At 69.2% G+C, this 21,093-nt stretch carries 16 protein-coding genes and 1 tRNA gene; 14 read left to right on the top strand and 3 right to left on the bottom strand.

The genetic code is table 11. The annotated features are described in order from the left end of the window. Positions 1–67 precede the first annotated feature (67 nt). Complete coding sequence (locus BY998_RS07970) at positions 68–343, bottom strand: hypothetical protein (protein WP_110351105.1); 276 nt, start codon at positions 341–343, stop codon at positions 68–70. Between the two features lie 180 nt (positions 344–523). On the opposite strand from BY998_RS07970, the gene BY998_RS07965 reads away from it, so the two are divergent. Then, positions 524–2,350 carry a PQQ-binding-like beta-propeller repeat protein gene (locus tag BY998_RS07965; RefSeq protein ID WP_110351104.1) on the top strand — a complete coding sequence of 609 codons (1,827 nt, stop codon included), beginning with the start codon at positions 524–526 and terminating at the stop codon, positions 2,348–2,350. 60 nt (positions 2,351–2,410) lie between these two features. Here BY998_RS07965 and BY998_RS07960 read toward each other — a convergent pair whose 3' ends face one another. Beyond that, positions 2,411–2,920: a hypothetical protein gene (locus tag BY998_RS07960; RefSeq protein WP_110351103.1), complete on the bottom strand. Its 510-nt coding sequence runs from the start codon at positions 2,918–2,920 to the stop codon at positions 2,411–2,413. A 253-nt stretch (positions 2,921–3,173) separates the two neighbouring features. On the opposite strand from BY998_RS07960, the gene BY998_RS07955 reads away from it, so the two are divergent. From BY998_RS07955 to BY998_RS07895, 13 genes are all read left to right on the top strand, one after another. After that, positions 3,174–3,251 (top strand) — tRNA-Pro (locus BY998_RS07955). Between the two features lie 692 nt (positions 3,252–3,943). Then, entirely contained in the window at positions 3,944–4,675 is a 732-nt protein-coding gene (locus BY998_RS07950; protein ID WP_110351102.1) for an autoinducer binding domain-containing protein, read from the top strand. A 223-nt stretch (positions 4,676–4,898) separates the two neighbouring features. Further along, positions 4,899–5,534, top strand: a complete 636-nt coding sequence (locus tag BY998_RS07945; protein WP_110351101.1) for an acyl-homoserine-lactone synthase — start codon at positions 4,899–4,901, stop codon at positions 5,532–5,534. A 119-nt stretch (positions 5,535–5,653) separates the two neighbouring features. Beyond that, positions 5,654–6,262: a hypothetical protein gene (locus BY998_RS07940; protein ID WP_245421520.1), complete on the top strand. Its 609-nt coding sequence runs from the start codon at positions 5,654–5,656 to the stop codon at positions 6,260–6,262. A gap of 87 nt (positions 6,263–6,349) precedes the next feature. Next, entirely contained in the window at positions 6,350–7,666 is a 1,317-nt protein-coding gene (locus BY998_RS07935; protein WP_110351100.1) for a glycosyltransferase family 1 protein, read from the top strand. Positions 7,667–7,791: 125 nt separating this feature from the next. Beyond that, a complete protein-coding gene (locus tag BY998_RS07930) occupies positions 7,792–8,115 on the top strand; it encodes a rhodanese-like domain-containing protein (RefSeq protein WP_110351099.1) in 324 nt (107 codons plus the stop codon). A gap of 118 nt (positions 8,116–8,233) precedes the next feature. Further along, the gene (locus BY998_RS07925; protein ID WP_110351098.1) at positions 8,234–9,379 is read left to right on the top strand and encodes an efflux RND transporter periplasmic adaptor subunit; all 1,146 of its coding nucleotides are present in this window, start codon (positions 8,234–8,236) and stop codon (positions 9,377–9,379) included. A 151-nt stretch (positions 9,380–9,530) separates the two neighbouring features. After that, a complete protein-coding gene (locus BY998_RS07920) occupies positions 9,531–12,740 on the top strand; it encodes a multidrug efflux RND transporter permease subunit (RefSeq protein WP_110351097.1) in 3,210 nt (1,069 codons plus the stop codon). 167 nt (positions 12,741–12,907) lie between these two features. Continuing rightward, positions 12,908–13,942: an SDR family oxidoreductase gene (locus tag BY998_RS07915; RefSeq protein ID WP_110351096.1), complete on the top strand. Its 1,035-nt coding sequence runs from the start codon at positions 12,908–12,910 to the stop codon at positions 13,940–13,942. A gap of 96 nt (positions 13,943–14,038) precedes the next feature. After that, a complete protein-coding gene (locus BY998_RS07910; RefSeq protein ID WP_110351095.1) occupies positions 14,039–14,923 on the top strand; it encodes an MBL fold metallo-hydrolase in 885 nt (294 codons plus the stop codon). Between the two features lie 674 nt (positions 14,924–15,597). After that, positions 15,598–17,058: a PAS domain-containing methyl-accepting chemotaxis protein gene (locus BY998_RS07905; RefSeq protein WP_110351094.1), complete on the top strand. Its 1,461-nt coding sequence runs from the start codon at positions 15,598–15,600 to the stop codon at positions 17,056–17,058. Between the two features lie 133 nt (positions 17,059–17,191). Then, positions 17,192–17,404, top strand: coding sequence for a hypothetical protein (locus BY998_RS07900; RefSeq protein WP_110351093.1), 213 nt, complete (start codon positions 17,192–17,194; stop codon positions 17,402–17,404). A 75-nt stretch (positions 17,405–17,479) separates the two neighbouring features. Beyond that, on the top strand, positions 17,480–18,124 hold the full coding sequence (locus BY998_RS07895; RefSeq protein ID WP_110351092.1) for a DedA family protein: 645 nt from the start codon (positions 17,480–17,482) through the stop codon (positions 18,122–18,124). A gap of 81 nt (positions 18,125–18,205) precedes the next feature. On the opposite strand, the gene BY998_RS07890 is transcribed toward BY998_RS07895, so the two are convergent. Continuing rightward, positions 18,206–21,025 (bottom strand): bifunctional transaldolase/phosoglucose isomerase, encoded by a 2,820-nt coding sequence (locus BY998_RS07890; protein ID WP_110351091.1) that lies wholly within the window; start codon positions 21,023–21,025, stop codon positions 18,206–18,208. Positions 21,026–21,093 lie beyond the last annotated feature (68 nt).

Below are 21,093 nucleotides of genomic sequence, written 5' to 3'. Positions count from 1 at the left end.
TCAGGCACGCGAAAAGGGCCCGGCGTTGCGGCCGGGCCCCTCCTTACAACGGCAGGCTTGGTGTGTCTCAGTTGCCGCCGCCGCTGCCGCTCCCGCCGCCACCGCTGCCCTGCGGCACGGCTCGCGAGGGCTGGTTGGCGTTGCCGCCCGCGGCCGAATTGGTCTGCACCGTGTCCGCCCCGGTGCTGCCGCGCGGAATGGTGACGTTGGTGTCGGCCCCGGTGTTGTTCTGGCCGCCGGCCACCGGCGCACCGGATTGCGGCGCCGCCGGCCCCGGTGCCGCGGTCTGGGCGAAGGCGGGGGTGGCGAAGGCCAGGGTCGCGGCCAGGATCAGAGTACGCATCGATCTCCCTCGTCTCGGTGAAGCGGCCGTCGCGCGCATGCGATGCCGGTCCGATCTGCTTCAACAACGATTTCGCGAGGCAATAGGTCCGAGAAAGATGTCGGGGCAGCCTCAGCGTCGATCCATTCGACAGACGTCCTGTCTCGCCCTAACCAAGAGACAAAGAGGGAGGAGAGGGCCGTGACGCGACAGGCAAAGACGTGGGCGATGACGCTTGCCGAGGGTCGGGTTTTACGCCGCCGCGTCGCCGCGCCTCTGGCGTTGCTGATGTCGCTCGCGGCGGCCGGCGCGGGCGAGGGCGCTCGGCCCCTGCAGGATTGGCCGGCCTTCGGGCGGGATGCCACCAACACGCACCACTCGCCGCTGGCGCAGATCGACCGCGGCAACGTTGCTCGCCTGCGCCCGGCCTGGATCTTCCAGACCGGCGTGACCGGCACCTTCCAGGCCGAGCCCGTGGTGGTCGACGGCGTGATGTACCTCTCGACCACGGGCAACCACGTGGCGGCCCTGGAGGCGAAAACCGGGCGTGTGCTCTGGACCTATACCCACAAGGCGCGCACCGAGAAGATCTTCGGGCCGCCCTCGAACCGGGGCGTGGCGGTGTCCGGCGGCCTCGTCTTCGAGGCGACCATGGACGGACGGGTGATCGCCCTCGACGCGAAGAGCGGCCGGCTGGTCTGGGACCGGGAGGCGGTGCGACCGGAGGAGGGCGAGAGCGAGACCGCCTCGGCGCTGGCGGCGTCACTCGGCGACAAGCCGGTCCAGGGCTCGAGCCGGCTCGGCTTCAAGATGCCGCCGCTCGTGGCCGAGGGTCTCGTCATCGTCGGCGTCACGGGGGCGGGCTACGGCCTGCATGTCGAGGACGAGAAGGGCGGCCTCGACGGCGGCGCCGTGGTCGGGATCGAGGGCGGCTACGGCCGGCGCGGCTGGCTCGCCGCCTACGATGCGCGCACGGGCGAGGAGCGCTGGCGCTGGTACGTCACCAAGGCGGAGGGCTGGGAGGGCGGCTTCGTCGAGAAGACCGCCGACGGGCTGCCGCTCAACCGGGACATCGCCGCCGAGAAGGCGGCCGCACCGCGCCATGCCGAGGCCTGGAAGGTCGGCGGCGGCTCGCTCTGGATGACCCCGGCCTACGATCCGGCGCTCGGCCTGATCTATCTCGGCACCGGCAATCCGGCCCCGCAGAATTTCGGCCTGACGCGGCCGGGCGACAACCTCTACACGATGAGCCTCGTGGCGCTCGACGTGCGGACCGGCGCTCTGCGCTGGCATTATCAGCAGGTGCCGCACGAGCAGTGGGGCTACGACGTGGCGAGCCCGCCCTTCCTGCTCGACTTCGCGGCCGGGAGCGGGCCGGTGAAGGCGGTGGCGCAGGCGAGCAAGCTCGGCTGGATCTACGTGCACGACCGGACCGACGGACGCCTCTTGGCCAAATCCGCACCCCTGATCACCCACAAGAACCTGTTCTTGCCCCCGAGCCCGGAGGGCACCGTGGTCAGTCCCGGCCCGCTCGGGGCGGTGTCCTGGCATCCCGTCGCCTACGATGCCGGGGCCGGCCTCGCCTTCGCGCAGGTTCGGCACGGGGCGGCGACCTACACGGTCAAGACCGTCCCGCCGGCCGCCGGGCGCGAGGCCGTCCGCTACACCGAGACCGGCGAGGCGAGGGGAGAACCCAGCTTCTCGACGCTGACGGCCGTCGATCTCGGCAGGGGCGGTGCGGTGGCCTGGTCGCGCAGGTCCGGCAGCCGGCTCTCGGGCGGAACGCTCGCGACCGCGGGCGGCCTCGTCTTCTCCGGCGAGGAGGACGGGCATCTCGACGCCCATGATGCGGCGAGCGGCGACATCCTCTGGCGCTTCCAGTGCGGAGCCGGCATCGGCGGGCCGCCGGTCACCTACGCGGTCGACGGACGCCAATACGTGGCGGTGGCCGCGGGCGGCGCCTCCTTCACCAAGGGCTCGGGCTTCGGCACGGGCGACGCCCTCGTCGTCTTCGCGCTGCCGGACTGAAGGTCCCGGACACCGTCCGCCGCTCCTCCTCGCCGCAGTGAGGACGGGTGGAGACGGCGATCAGACGTCCGTGTCGGCGTCCTCGTCCGCTTCCCCGGTCTCGGCCGCGTCGTCCGGCTCGACCTGGGCCGACGAGGCCGGGGTGCCGGCCGAGTAGAAGTCGCCGCGCCGGACCGCCTCGCCGCTATTGGCCATGACGCTGAGATAGGTGTTCAGGGTGTTGGGGGCGACATCCGGCAGGCGCCGGGCGATCTCGGCATGCGACAGGCCCTGCGGTCCGGCCTCATCGAGAAGGGCCTTCAGCCGCCCCTTGGCCGAATTCGCCCTCGGCCCGCGGCTGCCCCGGCCGCCGCGGCCCGCGCGCGCCGCGCCGTCGCCCGCATCCCCCTTGGACCCGCCGAGCCCGCCCAAGCCCTCCAGCGGAGCGCCCTCGACGATCGCCGCCAGCGAGCGCTCGGCGACCTTGAGCTTGGTCAGCTCGGCCGAGATCCGGTCGTACTCGGTCTGGAGGTCGCCCATCCGGCTCCGGACATCGGCAAGGGCCTTGGACAGCGTATCGCCTTCGGACATGACGGATTTCGATCCCTGCAGGGCGGTGCCTGCCTACAGCCATAGCCCGACAGTGCCGTCAACAGCCTCCAAGTCGCCGACCCCTCGAAGCGCGGCCGGAAAGCCGGCACTCTTCAGCCGCCTTGAATCCGAAGCCGTCTCGGGATCGCGGCGTCGAGAGCCTGCGCGGGCGACGGCTTCGGTGGCGGCCGCAGCGAAAAGGGGTTGCGCGGCCCGAGGCGGAAAGCTAAGAGCGCCGAGCCCTCAGGGGCGTCGGAGTGTAGCGCAGCCCGGTTAGCGCACTAGTCTGGGGGACTAGGGGTCGTGGGTTCGAATCCCGCCACTCCGACCATTCCTTTTCGAGAACGAGTCCAGCCACCGCCTGCCCTGCCGAGGGCGGTTTGCGTGCTGCTCGTCGGCCCGAGTACGGGCAACCGCGCGATCCCCTTCCTCTCCGATCGATCTACGATGGCCGCAGCCGTTTCGCGCCCGTCGCGAGACCGGTCGGCTTCGCTCCGTCACTGATGGAAGAGCCGCGGGCGGCAAGGCGGCCCGGCGCAGCGTGAGCGGTGAGCGACACACATCCTCCCTTGTATCGCGCGCTACCAGCCCGCTTGTCGATAGGACATTACAACCTGAAGGCGTCCATCCCGCGCTATCCCGCTCGTGGCACTCGATGGGCGCAGGGCCGAAGGATACCCGCGGCAATCGCGTGGGGCGAAAGCACGCCCCTTCCGCCGTTTCCGGGAAGACCGGTCCGCGAACCGTTCCGTTCGACGCGACCGGCTCCGCATCGTCACGATCCGCCACGAATAGGTGCTCGGGCGAACGATGATCGTTCGGTCCGGCCCGGGGAACGAGGTGGCGCCCGTTGTTTCCAGGCCAGTGTTCGCCGGTTCACAAGTGACGGAGCCAGTCCCGTCGCGAGGGGCGAGAGAAGTCCCGACACGACGCCGCGATGCAACTTAAAGGAAATTTTTTACAGCACTTCTCAACTGCGTCATTCCGACCTATCGTAATGGGAATGCATCTCTTTCGTGCGCCATGTCCCGAAAATCGCTCGACCTGACGTTGGAAATCCTCAAATCGCTCGATCGAGCGCATTCGCGTGAGGATGTCCTGCGGGCCATCATGCCGCGATTGAGTTCATTCGGGATCGAATACGTCATCTCGTCGATGATCCCCGTCAAGCGTCTTCCGGCGCGGACGCAGAAGAACTACGTCATCGTCGAGAATACACCCGAAGAGTGGAACAGGCTCTACTTTTCCAAAGGCTACATGTACGCGGACCCCGTCGTTCAGGCGACGCTCGGTACGACGACCGGCTTCCAATGGTCGGAGATCGAGGCGGCGTCTCTCACGGAGCGGCGCTCGCAGCAGGTGATGGGCGAGGCCCGCGAGTTCGGCCTCGGCGAGGGCTTCACCGTGCCGCTCGCGACGCTGGAAGAGGAGCGCGGCGGCCTGACCTTCGCGGGGCCCCGCCTCGACATCAGCCCGGCCCAGCGCGGAGTGCTGACGCTTCTGGCCTCCTACGTGGTCGGGCAGATGCTGCTCATCGACAGCGGCCCCAGCGAGCGCCGGATCGGCCTGACAGCCCGCGAGCGCGAGAGCCTGCAATGGGCCGCCGAGGGCAAGACGGACTGGGAAATCGGCGAACTGATGGGCATCTCGCGCCACGGGGCGGATTTCCACCTCCGCTCGGCCCGGGTGAAGCTCGGCTGCGTGACCCGGGCTCAGGCGGTGGCCGAAGGCTTCCGGCGCGGCCTGATCGTCTGACGGGACCGGCGTCTCCACGGCGCCGACGAGGCCGGACGTTGCCTCCGATCTGCAATCCACGATAGAGAGTTTGCGCGCCGATTCCGCGGGCTTTGGCGGCGGCGGAGCCGTGTGCGCCCAGCCGCGAACGTCCGGCCCCGTACAGAACCCTACGGAAATCCGTAGTGATGCGGGGTACCCGGATTTGGGATCACCGATCTTGGATTTTCCAAGAGGTGTTCCGATGATCCATGTCGTGACCGCGGAGAATATGCAGGACTACGCCGGCGCCCTCGATCAGGCTTTCCGCCTGCGGCACCGGGTCTTCGTGGAGGAGCTGGGCTGGAGCGCTCTCGCCCGCCCCGACCGGCGCGAGATCGACGAGTTCGACGACGAGCACGCCGTTCACCTCCTCGCCCTCGACGACGACGAGGCCGTGATCGGCTATTCGCGGCTGCTGCCGACCACCCGGCCCTACCTGTTGCCGATGGTGCTGCCGCAGCTCTGCGAGGGCGCGGCGCCCTCGGGCCCGCACATCTTCGAATGGGGCCGCATCTGTGTGGCCGAGAGTGCCCGCACCTCGGGCCGGCGCCTCAACCCGACCGCGCTCGCCCTCATGACGGCGATCGTCGAGTGGGGTCTGCCCCGCGGCGTGTCGAGCTTCGTCTCCGAGATGCCGACGAGCTGGATCCTGCGCCTCCTGCAGCTGCATCTGCGCGCCATCCCGCTCGGCCTGCCCCACGAGATCGAAGGCGAGGAGATCGTGGCCGTCGAGGCGGCCTTCGACCGTCGCTCCCTGCGCCAGCTCCAGGCCAAGCGCGGCGACATCCGCTCGGTGCTGGCCCCGTCGCGCACGAGCGTCGCCCGCCTCGCCTCCTGAGGATCGGGACCCGGCGGCGGACGCGCGACGCCCGCCGCCAGAAGAGAGCCGCCGCAGCCCGCGCGCCGCGGCGACGTGGACATGATCAGCCTGACGCATCCTGCGCGGGGAGCAAGATTTTGAAACGCAGACGCAGTGACGCCCGGAAGGGCGCAAACCCGGCGCTCGTCGGAACGCTGGCGGAAGCCGGCACCATCAGAGCCTGGGAATGGGATCCGGCCACCGGACACTTCCTTCTGGATGAGGGTGCGGCCGACCTGATGGCGGGCGACGGCGATCTCGCCGGGCGCGCCCTGCGCGGCGAGCGCGCGACCGCCGGTCTCGACCTTCAGGAGGCCGACCGGTTCCTGGCCGAGCTCTTTCGGGCCACCGAGCAGGGGGAGGACGAGGTCTCGGCCGAGTTCCACTTCGCGGCCGTGGCCGGAGGCCTGAGCCGGGTGCTGTGTCGCGGCCGGATCGAGCGGGACGGGCAGGAGCGGCCGGTGCGCGCCGAAGGAACGCTGGTCGACGTCGCCGCGCTCAGCGCCGAGGCCCGCGCCCTGCTGGGTCACGACAGGGATATCGCGGCCGAGGCCATCGACGAGGCGGCGGAACTACTCATCGCCGCCCGTCAGGCAATCGACCTGAGCGGCAGCCGCAAGCTGCGCCGCCTCGTCGATGCCGTTCTGATGGAGCTCGGCCGCGAGATCGCGAGCCGGCCCGGCTCCATCGACCGGCCGCAGCATTAGAGCCACGGACGACCGGCGCGGAACCGGCGTGAGGCGGGAAGGGGGCCGGCGCGGGTCGGCGGTCGCCACGGGCCCCGGAACCGGTCTATTCAGCGCGCCATGCCCGCGACCATCGCCATCGACCTGACCCGCCTCATCACGCGGCTGCGCCATGCCAGCCCCACCGGCATCGACCGGGTCGATCTCGCCTATGCCCGGCACTACCTCGAGGGTGGCCCCGAAGGCACGCGGTTCGGCCTCGTCTCGACCGCGCTCGGGCCGCGCGTCCTCGATCGCGCGAGCGCCCGCGCCATCGTCGAGACCGTCGCGGCGGGCTGGGTGGAAGACGTCACCGCCGAGGCCGATCCCGTCTTCCGGGATCTCGCGGCCTGCCTCGCCTCGGACACCCCTCCGGCCCGGCAGGCAGGCGGGCGCCGGGGAGGGCGAGGGCTGCATCGCCGCCGGCTTCAGGCCGAGACCCTGCTGCGGGTGCTGCGCGCCGACGGGACCGACCGGCTGCCGCAGGGCACGGTCTATCTCCACACCTCCCATCTCCGCCTCGATCTGCCCGCGCGCTTCGACTGGCTCTACACCCGGCGCGACGTGCGGCCGGTCTTCTTCGTGCACGACCTGATCCCGATCTCGCATCCGGAATACGGTCGGCCGGGGGAGGCCGAGCGCCACGCCTCGCGCATGGCGACGGTGGCGCGCCACGCGGCCCACGTCCTCGTCAATTCGGGCGATGTCGGCGAGCGCTTCGCGCGCTACCTGCGGGAGCAGGGCCTGGCCCCGCGGCCGGTGAGCGTGGTCCCGCTCGGCGTCGAGCCGGTCTTCTTAGATCGGGGCGCGGGCCTGCCGGGCCTCGTCCGCCCGACCTTCCTCGTCTGCGGCACCATCGAGGCGCGCAAGAACCACCTGCTTCTGCTCAACGTCTGGCGCAGCCTCGCCGAGCGCCTGGGCGCGGCGACCCCGCGCCTCGTCGTGATCGGCCGGCGCGGCTGGGAGATCGAAAGTGTCGCGGACATGCTCGATCGCTGCCCGGCCCTGCGCCCCCATGTGAGCGAGGTCATCGGCCTGTCCACGCACGGCCTCGCGCGCCTGATGCGCGGCGCAACTGCCCTGCTGATGCCCTCCTTCATCGAGGGATACGGCCTTCCGGTGGTCGAGGCGGCGGCGAGCGGCCTGCCGGTCGTGGCCTCCGACATCCCGGTCCACCGGGAGATCGGCGGACGCTTCGCCCACTTCCTCGATCCCCTCGACGGCCCCGGCTGGGCGCAGGCCGTGACCGCTCTGAGCGAGCCGGCCTCCGCCCTCCGTGCGGAACTGGCCGGCCGGCTGGCCGGCTACGAGCCGCCGAGCTGGGCGGCTCATTTCGAGAGGGCGGACGCCGCGCTGGACCGCCTGCCGGCCGCCGTGGACCTTTGAGCGCGGGCGGGCCTCCCGGCCGCCGGTTGCGCGGCGCAGGCCCGGCGACATAAGAAACCCCGTCGCGCATGGCCCGCCACGACGGTTTCGGCGGTCAGCGCTCCAGCCCGGAAAGGTCGGTTGCGATGAAGGTGGTCGACCTCGACCGTGAGACGGTCAAGCAGGGCCTGTCGGACGGCTCACTCCTGCTCATCGACGTGCGGGAGGATCACGAATTCGCCCGCGGGCGCATTCCGGGTTCCGTCTCCCATCCGCTCTCGACCTTCGATGCCGATGCCCTCAAGGCTTTGATCGAGGCGGACGGGCGAAGGCCCGTCTTCTCCTGCGCCTCCGGCGTGCGCTCCGTCCACGCCATCGCCGCCGCGCAACAGGCCGGGCTCGATCTGAACGAGCATTACGCCGGCGCCTTCAAGGATTGGTACGGGTCGGGCGAACCGATCGAAGGTTAAGAATTGCTGGCACGAAGCGCCGTTCCGCGACGACTTGCGCGCGAATCGGCGGCTATGTGCGCGAGCGCACGCCCCATACGCCGTCGCCGGGACTAGGCCGCGCCATGCAGGGAACCGAATGATGCGCAGCCTCAGGCCTCTTCTCCTCGCCACGCCGCTGGCTGTCGTCGTCCTCCTGGGCGCCGGCTCCGCCCAGGCGCAGATGCCGGGTGCCCCGCCGCCGACCGTGACGGTCGCCAAGCCGGTGGTGCGGGAGATCGTCGAGCAGGACCAGTATACCGGCCGCTTCGACCCGATCGAATTCGTCGAGGTGCGCGCCCGCGTGACGGGCTACCTCGACAAGATCATGTTCCAGGACGGCGCGGACGTGAAGAAGGGCGAGGTGCTCTTCATCATCGACCGGCGCCCCTACAAGGCGGCGCTGGAGCAGGCGCAGGCCGCGCTCACGTCGGCCAAGGCGCGTCTCTCCTTCACGCAGACCGACCTCGAGCGCGCGCAGGTGCTCTCGCGCGGCGGCAACATCTCCGAGCAGGTCACCGACCAGCGCCGTCAGGCCTCGCAGACCGCCCAGGCCGACGTGGACAGCGCGGAAGCCGCCCTGCGCAACGCCCAGCTCAACTACGACTTCACGGAAGTGAAGTCGCCGATCAACGGGCGGATCAGCCAGCGTCTCGTGACCGAGGGTAACATCGTCAGCACCGACCAGACGATCCTGGCCCGGATCGTCTCGCTCGATCCGATCTACTTCGGCTACACCGTCGATGAGCGCTCGTTCCTGAAATACCAGAACACGCTCGGGATCGGCATGGGCCAGATGCAGCGCGGCAAGGGCGCGCCCATAAACATCGCGCTCTCCGGCGAGGAGAAGGCGAGCCGGAAGGGCACGCTCGACTTCGTGGACAACCGGGTCGACACCGCTACCGGCACGATGCTGATGCGCGCCACCGTCGAGAACCCGGACCGGTTCATCAAGCCGGGCCTGTTCGGCATCGTCTCGATGCCGGCGACCAAGCCCTTCCGCGGCATCATGATCCCCGACGAGGCGGTCTCGGCCAACCAGGACAAGCGCATCGTCTACGTCCTCGGCGAGGGGGACAAGGTTTCGGCCGTGCCCGTCAAGCTCGGGCCGATCGTCGACGGCTACCGCGTGATCCAGGACGGCCTGAAGGGCGACGAGCGCGTCGTCGTCAACGGCGTGGCCAAGGTCCGCCCGGGCGCCCAGGTGAAGCCCGAGACGATCGAGCTGCCGCCAACCAAGAAGTGACGCCGCTGCGGCCGCGGGGGCGGGCGCGGAGCGAGCCTTGATCATCGAACGTCGGCGCCTCGGCACCAGCCGGGGCGCCGGCCTGAACGCAGACGGCAAGCTGCGAGGGCCGGCGCGAGGGCGCCTGTTCCGGCGGCGAGAGGTTTGAACGATGCGTTTCGCCCATTTCTTCGTCGACCGGCCGATCTTCGCCTCGGTGACGTCGATCATCTTCCTCATCGTCGGCTTCGTCGCCTACGAGAAGCTGCCGGTCTCGCAATACCCTGAGATCGTGCCGCCGACGGTGACCGTGCGCGCGAGCTTTCCCGGCGCCAACGCCGAGACGGTCGCGGCCACGATCGCGACGCCGCTCGAGCAGGAGATCAACGGCGTCGACAACATGCTCTACATGACCTCGCTGTCGACCAACGACGGCGCGATGCTGCTGACCGTGACCTTCAAGGTCGGCACCAACCTCGATATCGCGAACGTCCTCGTCCAGAACCGGCTCTCGGTGGCCCAGCCCCGCCTGCCGCCGGACGTGCGCAACCTCGGCGTCATCGTGCGCAAGGCCTCGCCCGACCTGATGCTGGTCGTGCACCTGCTCTCGCCCAAGCGCACCTACGACCAGAACTATCTGGCCAACTACATCTACCTCAACATCCGTGACGAGATGCTGCGCCTGGACGGCGTCGGCGACATCACGATCTTCGGCGGCAACGAGTACGCCGAGCGAATCTGGATCGATCCGCAGAAGATGGCCGCCTACGGCCTGACCACGACCGACATCACGAGCGCGCTGCAGGAACAGAACGTCCAAGTCGCCGCCGGCCAGCTCAACGGCCCGCCCGCCGCGCCGGGCGCCGCCTTCCAGCTCGTGGTGCAGTCGCAAGGGCGCTTCCAGACGCCGGAGGAGTTCGCCGACGTCATCGTCAAGGCCAGTGACGGGCGCCTCGTGCGCGTGCGCGACGTGGCCCGCGTCGAGATGGGCCAGAAGGACTACACCACCAATTCCTTCCTCAACGACACGCCCGCGGTCGGCATCGGCGCCTTCCAGCGGCCGGGCACCAACGCGCTCGAGGCCGCGGAATCGGTCAAGGCGACGATGGAGCAGCTGAAGAAGAACTTCCCGCCGGACGTCGAGTACCGCATCGCCTACAACCCGACGGAGTTCATCGAAGAATCGATCCACGAGGTCTACAAGACCCTGTTCGAGGCCGTCCTCCTCGTCGTCATCGTGGTGCTGGTCTTCCTCCAAAGCTGGCGCACCGCGCTGATCCCGGTGATCGCGATCCCCGTGTCGCTGGTCGGCACCTTCGCGGTGATGTCGGCACTCGGCTTCTCGCTCAACAACCTGACCCTGTTCGGGCTCGTGCTCGCCATCGGCATTGTGGTCGACGACGCGATCGTCGTGGTCGAGAACGTCGAGCGCAACATGGCCGAGGGTCTCTCGCCCGGCGAGGCCGCCCACAAGACCATGGACGAGGTGGGCTCGGCGGTCATCGCCATCGCCCTGGTGCTGGCGGCGGTGTTCATCCCGACGGCCTTCATTCCCGGCATCTCGGGCCAGTTCTACAAGCAGTTCGCGCTCACCATCGCGGCCTCGACGATCATCTCGGCCTTCAACTCGCTGACCCTGTCGCCCGCGCTCTGCAAGCTGCTGCTGAAGCCCCACCACGAGCACAAGCCGCCGAAGTTCTTCCTCACCCGGTTCGTCAACTGGCTGGCGCACCTGTTCAACCGCGGCTTCGACTGGCTCTCGAACGGCTACGCCCACTCGATCCGCTTCCTGACCGGCACGGCGATCGGCGTGATCGCCATGCTGATCCTCTATGCGGGCGTGATCGCAGCGACGCTGCATCTTGCCCGGACGACGCCCACGGGCTTCATCCCGGACCAGGATCAGGGCTACCTGATCGGCGTCGTGCAATTGCCCGCCGGCGCCTCCCTCGACCGCACGACGGCGGCGGTGAACCACGCCGCGGCGCTGGCCCGCAAAGTCGACGGCGTCACCAACACCGTCATCATCGCCGGCTTCGACGGCGCCACCTTCACCAACACCACCAACGCGGCGGTGATGTTCCTCACCCTGAAGGGCGCCAAGGAGCGGGCCGCACAGGGGCGCAGCGCGGCGGTGATCACCGGCGACGTGCTCAAGGCGACCGCCGGCATCCAGGAGGCGCGGATCATCGTCATCCCGCCGCCGCCGGTGCGCGGCCTCGGCCAGGGCGGCGGCTTCAAGATGCAGATCGAGAGCCGCCAGTCTTCAGCAATCGGCCCGCTGCTCGCGGCGGCCGGCGAGGTGATCGGGCAGGCCAACCAGAGCAAGGACGTGCAGCGGGTCTTCACGACCTTCGGCAACGATACGCCGCAGCTCTACCTCGACATCGACCGCACCATCGCGCGCATGCTGAACGTGCCGCTCGCCAACGTCTTCAACACCGTCCAGGCGGCGCTCGGCGGCACCTACGTCAACGACTTCAACACTTTGGGCCGCATCTATCAGGTGCGCGTACAGGGTGACGCGATCTACCGCATGTCGCAGCGCGACATCGAGCAGCTCAAGGTGCGCTCCTCCACAGGCGCCCTCGTCCCGATGGGCACCCTGGCCTCGATCCGCGAGATCACCGGTCCGCAGATCGTGCAGCGGTTCAACCTATACTACTCGGTGCCGATCCAGGGCGTGGCGCAGGCCGGCGTCTCGACGGGCCAAGCCCTGGACACGATGGAGGAGATCGCCAAGCGCGCGCTGCCCGAGGGCTACGCCTACGACTGGACCGAGATCGCCTATCAGCAGAAGGCGGCGGGCGGCACGGCCATCTACGTCTTCGCGCTCGGCGTGCTGCTCGTGTTCCTCGTGCTCGCGGCGCAGTACGAATCCTGGGCGCTGCCGCTGGCGATCCTGCTGGTGGTGCCGACGGGCGTGCTCGCCGCCCTGTTCGGGGTGCAGCTGAGGGGACAGGACAACAACATCCTGACCCAGATCGGACTCATCGTGCTCATCGGTCTGGCGGCAAAGAACGCGATCCTGATCGTGGAATTCGCCCACGACATCGAGGAGAGCGAGCACAAGGGGCCGGTGGATGCCGCGGTCCAGGCCTGCCGCCTGCGCCTGCGCCCGATCCTGATGACGGCCTTCGCCTTCATCCTCGGCGTGCTGCCGCTGGTGATCGCCACGGGCCCCGGCGCCGAGATGCGTCAGGCGCTCGGCACGGCGGTGTTCTTCGGCATGATCGGCGCGACCTTCTTCGGCCTGTTCCTGACGCCGGTCTTCTACGTGGTGATCCGCAAGGCGGTGATCTGGATCGGAAGGAAGCGCGGCAAGGATCCGCACGGCAAGGATTCCCACGGCGCGCCGAACGGAGCCCCGGCCCACGGCTGAGCCCGAACCGACTTCCCGAACCTCAGGAAGGCCCGCCGATCCCCGATCGGCGGGCCTTCTCGCATTCGGCCGAGCCTCGGCCCCGCGACGAAGAGGCCGCGCGGCCCACGGCAACTTCCCCGCGGTGGCCCGCATTGTCGCGGCAAGAGAACGGCGGGAGGGGCGTCTTGGTCGCGAGCAACAGGACGGGCGGGCCCCGCGTCGCCGTCGTCACGGGCGGCAGCGCCGGCATCGGCCTCGCGACCGCCCGGCATTTCGCCCGGCACGGCTGGTCGGTGGCGATCCTTGCGCGCGATGCCCGCCGCCTCGACGAGGCCGCGGCGATGCTCGCCCGCGAGGGTGCCGCCGTGCTCGCGATTCCGGCGGATGTCGCCGATGCCGAGGCGATCGAGGCCGCCACCGACCGGATCGAGCGGGAGCTCGGGCCGATCCGGGCCTGGATCAACAACGCCATGACGACGATCGTGAGCCCGGCCGACCGGATCACGCCGGAGGAGTTCCGCCGCGTCACGGAGACGACCTATCTCGGCGCCGTGCACGGCACGCTCGCCGCGCTGCGCCGGATGAAGCCGCGCGACCGCGGCGTGATCGTGCAGGTCTCCTCCGGCCTCGCCATCCGCGCGGCGCCGCTTCAGGCGCCCTATTGCGGGGCCAAGTTCGCGCTCAGCGGCTTCACCGATTCCCTGCGCGCCGAGCTGATCCACGAGAAGAGCGCGGTGGCGCTCAGCGTCGTCTACCTGCCCGCAGTCAATACGCCGCAATTCGGCTGGACCCGGACCCGCACCGGCCACGGGCAGCGCGCCCCGGACCCGGTCTTCGATCCGCGCCTGTGCGCCGAGGCGATCTATCACGCCGCGACGCGGCCGAGCCGCGAGATCTGGGTCGGACGAACCTCGGTGTTGATGGCGGCCGCGCAGGCCCTGTGGCCCTCCTACGCCGACCGCAAGGCGGCCGAGGGCTGGGACGCCATGGTGGAGAAGGAACCGCTTCCGGATCGCCGCGGCAACCTCGACGCGCCGGTCGCGAGCGGGGCGATCATCGACGGCGCCGCGCGGGAGCGGACCAAGGCGACCCGATCGGAGTTCTGGACGAGCCGGGAGCGCGACGCCCTGGTGTTCGGTCTGGCGGGCGCGGCGTTGCTCGGGAGCGCGCTCGCGGTGCGTGCCCTGAGCAAACCCTTGCGCCTGCTCCCACGTCCCTGATGCGGGCGCGCCCGGCTCTTCCGTCGGGCGGTTCGCGCGGCTAGGACCGTTGCCGCTCTCCGGCCCGTGCGCGGGCGCCCCACGAGGACACGCACCTTGCCCGGTTACCTTCCCTTCGCCGGCGCCCTGAAGCTTCCCGCCTACGCTTGCGACAATTGCGGCTTCTGGCAGCGCCACTTCGCGGCGCCGCCGAGCTGCCCGATGTGCCTCGATGCCCGCCACGTGGTGCCGCAGGACGGCTGGCGCTTCCGCACGGAGCCGGAGGCGCAGGCGGCCTTCCCCTGCCATTGGGAGGAACTGGAGCCCGGCGTGTGGCGCTTCTGGAACGAGCCCGTCTCCGGCATCGGCCCGAGCGCCTACCTGATCCAGACCGACAGGGGGAACATGGGTTTCGAGGGCTGCCCCGTCTTCAGCGTGGCGGCGCTCGACCAGATCGAGCGGCTGGGCGGCATGAAAGTGCTCTCCGCCTCCCACCCGCATTCCTACGGGGCGCTGGTGCAGCTGCAGGACCGCTTCGACCCGGAACTCTGCCTGCCGGCCGCCGACTTCACCTGGAGCGCGGCGCTTCAGGTCTCCTGGCCCTACGACGACTTCCTGGAGCCGCTGCCGGGCCTCGAACTGCACCGCACGGCGGGCCATTTCGACGGCCACGCGGTCCTGTTCGACCGTTCGCGAAAAATCTGCTTCTGCGGCGACGCGCTCAAGTTCGAACTCGATCCCGAGAACTTTCGGCGGGCGCGGACGATCTCGGCCCACAAGGCCTTCGTGCGCGGCGTGCCGCTGACCGTGAACGAGCTGCGTCGCTACCGCGACGTGTTCGAACGCCTCGACTTCACCCAGACCTGGACGCCGTTCGAGCCGGCGGCCAATGTCGGACGGACCGAGGTGCTGGCGCTGATCGACGCCATGCTCGGCAGCCGCCCTCACGCAGCGCCGGTCGCGCTCGACGCGCTCGACCGTCGGGGGCGAGACTCCGCCTGAGCGAATGTGTTCGGCGCGGTGCGCTCCTCGACCGAGGAGCCGCGCTTCCGGCTGTCCCGAACCTGTTCGCACGCCTGCTCCGACGTCACCGGTCTCATACGGTTTCCGGTTGGTCGCCTTGGTCTCTTCCGTCGCTCTCGCGAGGCGAAGCCGTGGCAATCCAGGGCTCCGCACTGTCCGGACAGGTCGCGCTCCGGGTCGCTTCGGCTCCGCCATACCATGACGGAGAGGGGCGAAGGCCGAGGCGATCAAACGGAGGCGAGATCATACCACGTCCGGTTGATCCGTTCGGGATGACAGATATGAGCTTTGGAAAGATCGCTTCTCAAGCAAGGCTCGGGCTGAAGACAGCATTTTCGCTTGAATCAAGCAGGAACCATATCGCTCTCGGAAACAGATATTTCCACATCACTGACTTATCATCTTATGTTATAATGCAAGTCGAATGATCCGACGAAAGCTTCCGGCTCGCGGTAAATATTGGCAAAAACGCTCGAATTCTAAGCCGACGATCCTATCGTTAACCTGTAATTAAATCCGACATCAAATATTCAACCTGGGATCGGAGACCGAGAGTCGGATCAAACGCGACCGGGTATCCTTTTTCGATCAATGACTTCGATCGCTCCTCACCACATGGCAGCAGGAGGAGGGTCGGTCACGGGGGTTGCCTGATGTTTCGCAAACCGAGATTCGACGACGCGAAAGCCAAGCTCGATGCGCTCGACCGTTCACTCGCCACCATCGAGTTCGCCATGGACGGCACGGTTCTGGGGGCGAACCAGAACTTCCTCGGCGTACTCGGCTACACGCTCGACGAGATCGTCGGCCGCCATCACCGGATCTTCGTCGAGCCCGACCACGCCGCGAGCGCCGACTATGCCCGGTTCTGGGAGAACCTGCGCAACGGGCAATACGCCTCGGGCGAGTTTGCGCGACTCGACAAGGCGGGTCGGCGCGTATGGCTGGAGGCGACCTACAACGCCGTGCTGGACACGGACGGCCGGCCGATCCGGGTCATGAAGTTCGCGACCGACATCACCGTCAAGAAGAACGAGACCAATCGCCTGATGACGATGATCGACGGCATGCCCATCGCCGTCATGACCGCCGATCCGCGCGACAACTTCAAGATCAACTATCTCAACGCGACCTCGCGGACCACGCTCGGCACGATCGAGCGGCATCTGCCGATCAAGGTCTCGCAGATGTTGGGCCAGTCCTTCGACGTGTTCCACAAGAACCCCCACCACCAGCGGGCCATGCTGGCGGATGCGAGCCGGCTGCCGCACCGGGCCCGGATCAAGGTCGGCCCCGAGACGCTCGACCTGCGCGTCTCTGCGATCAACGGGCCCGACGGCCGCTATCTCGGGCCGATGATGACCTGGGCGGTGGTGACCGCGCAGGTCGAGATGGAGTCGGAAGTCTCGCGGGTGGTGGAGGCGGTGGGCGGCGCCGTCGAGCAGATGCAGCGCTCCGCCGAGGGGCTGGCCGGCGCGGCGGAGGAGGCGCGGCAGCGCGCCGCCTCGGTGGCGGCGGGCTCGCAGCAGATGACGGCCTCGATCCAGGAGATTTCGGGGCAGGTGGGCAGCGTCTCCGAACGGGCCCAGCGCATCGCGGTCCAGGCCGAGACGACCGATGCCACCGTCCGGCTCCTGGCCGAGAACGCCCGCAAGGTCGATGCGGTGGTGGCGATGATCCGCACGATCGCCGACCAGACCAACCTGCTGGCGCTCAACGCCACCATCGAGGCGGCCCGCGCCGGCGCCGCCGGTCGCGGCTTCGCGGTGGTGGCCGCCGAGGTGAAGGCGCTCGCCGAGCAGACCGCCCGGGCCACCGGCGAGATCTCCGGACAGATCGCCGCGATCCAGAGCGCCACCGGCGAGGCGGTCGACGCCATCGGCACCATCACCGCCGCCGTCACCGAACTCTCCGGCCTGACGCTGGCCATGGCGAGCGCGGTGGAGGAGCAGGCCGCCTCGACCCAGGAGATGTCCGGCAACATCGTCGGCGTGTCCTCAGCCGCCAACGCCACCGGCAGTCTCGTCGACTCCGTGCGCCGCATCGCCGACAGCCTCTCGGCCCATTCCGCGAGCCTGGGCGCCAGCGTCGAAACCTTCATCAAGGCGAGCTGAGGGGAGGGCGCTCGGTCGGCCCCGATGGCCAAGTGCCGCGTGGCACGGGCGGCGCGGCGCGATGCAACCGCAGGCCGGCGGGCGGCTTATAACCACTCCCGCCCTTCGGCGGGCAGGCAACCCGGCACCCGCCATGATCGAGACCATCTCCCTCCTTCCGCCCGATTCCGGCCTGCGGGCGAACCCGGTGCTCTTCGGCGTCTCGGAAGCCCTGGCGTACCTGCTGCCGCCGCCAAAAGCTTGCAGCCTTGCCGAAGAGGGGCCGGGACGCGAAGCTGCCGGCACGCCCACTCGCGACCCGGCGGAAGCCGGCGTCGGTCCGGCCGAGGCCGTTCAGCCGGGCTGAGAATTCCGGCGCCCTGTTGCGGCCACGTTCCTGGCCAGACTGCTCCGCGACACGTTTCGCGGAGCTTTTTCATCCATGTCCTTCCTCCAAGGACTGCCGATCGCCGACCTGATCGCCCATTACGGCTACCTCGCCGTCTTCGTCGTCGTGGCGCTGGAGAGCGCGGGCGTGCCGATGCCGGGCGAGACCATCCTGATCTCCTCGGCCGTCTATGCGGGCAGCACCGGCAACCTCAACATCGTCCTGATCGTGGCGGCGGCCGCCGCCGCGGCGATCCTCGGCGACAATGTCGGCTACTGGGTCGGGCGGCGCTGGGGCATGCCCCTGCTGCTGCGCTACGGCCACCTCATCGCCCTCGACCACGGGCGGCTGAAGCTCGGGCAGTACCTGTTCCGTGAGCATGGCGGGAAAATCGTGTTCTTCGGCCGTTTCACGGCGATGCTGCGGGCCTACGCGGCGGTGCTGGCCGGCGTGAACAAGCTCGACGTGCGCCGCTTCATGCTGTTCAACGGCCTCGGCGGCCTCGCCTGGGCGGGCATCATGGGCTTTGGCGCCTATGCCTGCGGGCGCTCGATCGAGCACATCGTCGGCCCCGTCGGCCTCGCTCTGCTGGCCTTCGTGATCTTTGGCGGACTGGCCCTTTGGCTGTTCATGAAGCGCCACGAGGAGCGCCTGCTCGTCGAGGCCGAGGCCGCGATCCCGGGTCCGCTCACCGATTGATGCCCCTGACAGACAAGGTCGGCGGCGCATCCCCTCTCCCCGCACGCGGGAAGAGGGGAGCGCTATCCGGTTGCCGTTGACTCAGCCCGCCGCCTTGATCGCCGCAGCCACGCGCTTCACGCCGCCGGACACGTCGCCGCCCTTGAGGTGGATTCGCAGCGCCCGGCGCTTGCGTTCGGCCAGCACGGCGAAATCGCCCCGGGCCTGCGCCGCGATCACCGTCTTGAAGCCGAGCTTGCGCCCGGGGATAGGCAGGTCGGCGGAGGGATCGGCGGTGATCTGGAGAAACACCCCGGAGGCCGGTCCGCCCTTGTAGGCCTGCCCCGTCGAGTGGAGGAAGCGCGGCCCGAATTCCAGGCAGGTCGCGACCCGGCGCGCGTCGCGCAGGCTCAGACGGGCCTCCTGAAGCACCGCGTGATGCGCCTCGTTGCGCTCCACATAGGCCAGCAGCGCGACGTAATCGCCCGCCTTCACCCGGGCGAGATGGGCGGCGACGATCGCCTCGAAGCCGTCGCCCTGGCGCAGGATCTCGGCATTGGCCGCATCCGCGTAGAGCGCGACCGTCTCGTCCTCGAAGATCGGCGTCTCGGCCGGAAGGGTGCCGGTCTCCTCGGCGCTGGCGAACAGCTTCTTCGTCTCGATCTTGCTCGCCTCGACATCGGGCTGATCGAACGGGTTGATGCCGAGCACCGCGCCCGCCACGGCGGTCGCGATCTCGAAGCGGAAGAATTCCTGCGGCAGCTGCTCGACCTTGTCGAGATCGATGCGCACCACCGGCTGCGCCTCGCTTTCCAGGATCTTCACCGCCTCGTCCTGGCGCGCATCGGCCTGGCTGGTCAGGCGCAAGTACACGAACAGTCGATCCTCGCCGTAGACGGCCGGCACGCCGACCGGCTCGCCCTCGACGGGGATGATGCCGACGCCCTCCTTGCCGGTCGACTCGGCGATGAGCTGCTCGGCCCAGGTGCCGAAGGTGCCGATCCCGGGGGAGGCGATGATCGTGATCTTGTCGCGCCCGAACTCCTTGGCCGCGACACCCATGGCCGCGCCGAGGCGCACGCCGGGGTTGGCGGCGGGCGGCACCGCCGGTCCGCAGGAGCGGACCATCATGCGGGCGCTGTCGAGGAACTCGCGGATCTCGACGCCGGCCGCGGCCGCCGGCACGAGACCGAACGCGGAGAGCACCGAGTAGCGCCCGCCGATCTGCGGCACGCCCAGAAAGATCTTGCGAAAGCCGTCTTCCTTGGCCGCCTTCTCCATGGCGGAACCCGGATCGGTGACGGCGACGAAGTGGCGGCCGGCCTTCTCGGCCCCGACGACCTCCTTCATCCGGCCGAGGAAGTAATCGCGAAACACGTTCGGTTCGAGCGTGGAGCCCGATTTCGAGGCGACGATGAAGAGGGTCTTCTCGAGGTTCACCGCCGCCTCGACGGCGCGGACCTCGTCCGGATCGGTGGAATCGAGGATACGGAGCCGCGGAAAGCCCTCGCGGTGGCCGTAGGTCGCGGAGATCACCTCCGGGCCGAGGCTGGAGCCGCCCATGCCGAGCACGACCGCGTCGGTGAAGCCCTCCGCGCGGACCTCCTCGGCGAAGCTCTCGTAGAGATCGACGCGCTCCAGCTCGTCCTCGACGATGCGCAGCCAGCCGAGCCACCTGTCCTCGTCCCGGCCGGTCCAGACGGTGTTGTCGTGCGCCCAGAGGCGGCGGATGGCGCCGCTCGCGCGCCAGGATTCGACCGCCTTGTCGGTGGCCGCCTGCAGCGCCTCGCCGAGCTTGAAGGTCTGGGCATCGAGCCGGTGTTCGAGCAGCGCCGCCCGCTTGCCCGCGACGGCGCCGAGCAGCGCGTCGGCGGCGTCGACGAAGAGCTGCACGCCCTCCTCCACGAGCTGGCGCGCGACCGCCTCGATGTCGATACCGGCCTGCGCCAGGCGCGCCATCACGGTCTCGGCCTCGCCGATGTTTTCCTCCAGCGTCGCCCGCACCCGCCCATGGTCGCGGAACGCGTCCATGGTGGCCGGCGGCATGGTGTTGACGGTGTTCTTGCCGATCAGCTCCTCGACGTAGAGCACGTCCGAGTAGGCCTTGTTCTTGGTGCCCGTGGAGGCCCAGAGCAGGCGCTGCGCCTTGGCCCCCTTGGCCTCCAGCGCGGCCCACTTCTCACCCGAGAAGATGCGCTTGTAGCGCTGGTAGGCGAGCTTGGCGTTGGCGATCGCCACCTTGCCCTTCAGATCCTCGTAGCCGCCGACCTCGTCGAGTTTCTTGTCCACGAGGCTGTCGATGCGGCTGATGAAGAAGCTCGCCACGGAGGCGACCTTCGAGACGTCGCCGCCGTTCTTTCCGAACTCGGTCAGGCCGTCGATGAAGGCGTTGGCGACCTCCTCGTAGACGTCCTGCGAGAAGAGGAGGGTGATGTTGACCGAGATACCCTCCGCCGTGAGCTGGCGGATCGCCGGGAGGCCGGCGGGGGTGGCCGGCACCTTCACCATGAGATTGTCGCGATCGACCGCCTTGTGGAGGCGGCGGGCCTCGTTCAGCGTCTCCTCGGTATCCAGCGCGAGGTAGGGCGAGACTTCGAGGCTGACATAGCCGTCGGCGCCGTCGCTCGTGTCGTAAACCCGGCGCAGCACGTCGGCCGCGGCCTGGATGTCCGCGATGGCCAGCCCCTCGTAGAGATCGATGACGCGGGCATCGCCCTGGCTCAGAACAGCCTTGAGGCTGTCGTCGTACTCGGCCGAGTGGCCGATCGCCTTCTCGAAGATGGCCGGGTTGGAAGTGATGCCGCGCAGGTCGTCCCGCTCGACCAGCGCCTTGAGTTCACCCTTGGCGATGAAGCCGCGGGCCACGAAGTCGAGCCAGACCGCCTGCTCGTGCTCGGAGAAGAGGGCGTTCAGCGCGTTCATCTCGGTCGTCCTCGCGTGAAGTTTTTCAAGCGTCCTGCACCCGTAGATAGGGCGGCGCGCGTCCCGTA

The sequence above is a fragment of the Methylobacterium sp. B4 genome (genome assembly GCF_003201865.1).
GTDB lineage: Bacteria > Pseudomonadota > Alphaproteobacteria > Rhizobiales > Beijerinckiaceae > Methylobacterium.
This window is presented reverse-complemented; position numbering and strand designations above follow the sequence as displayed.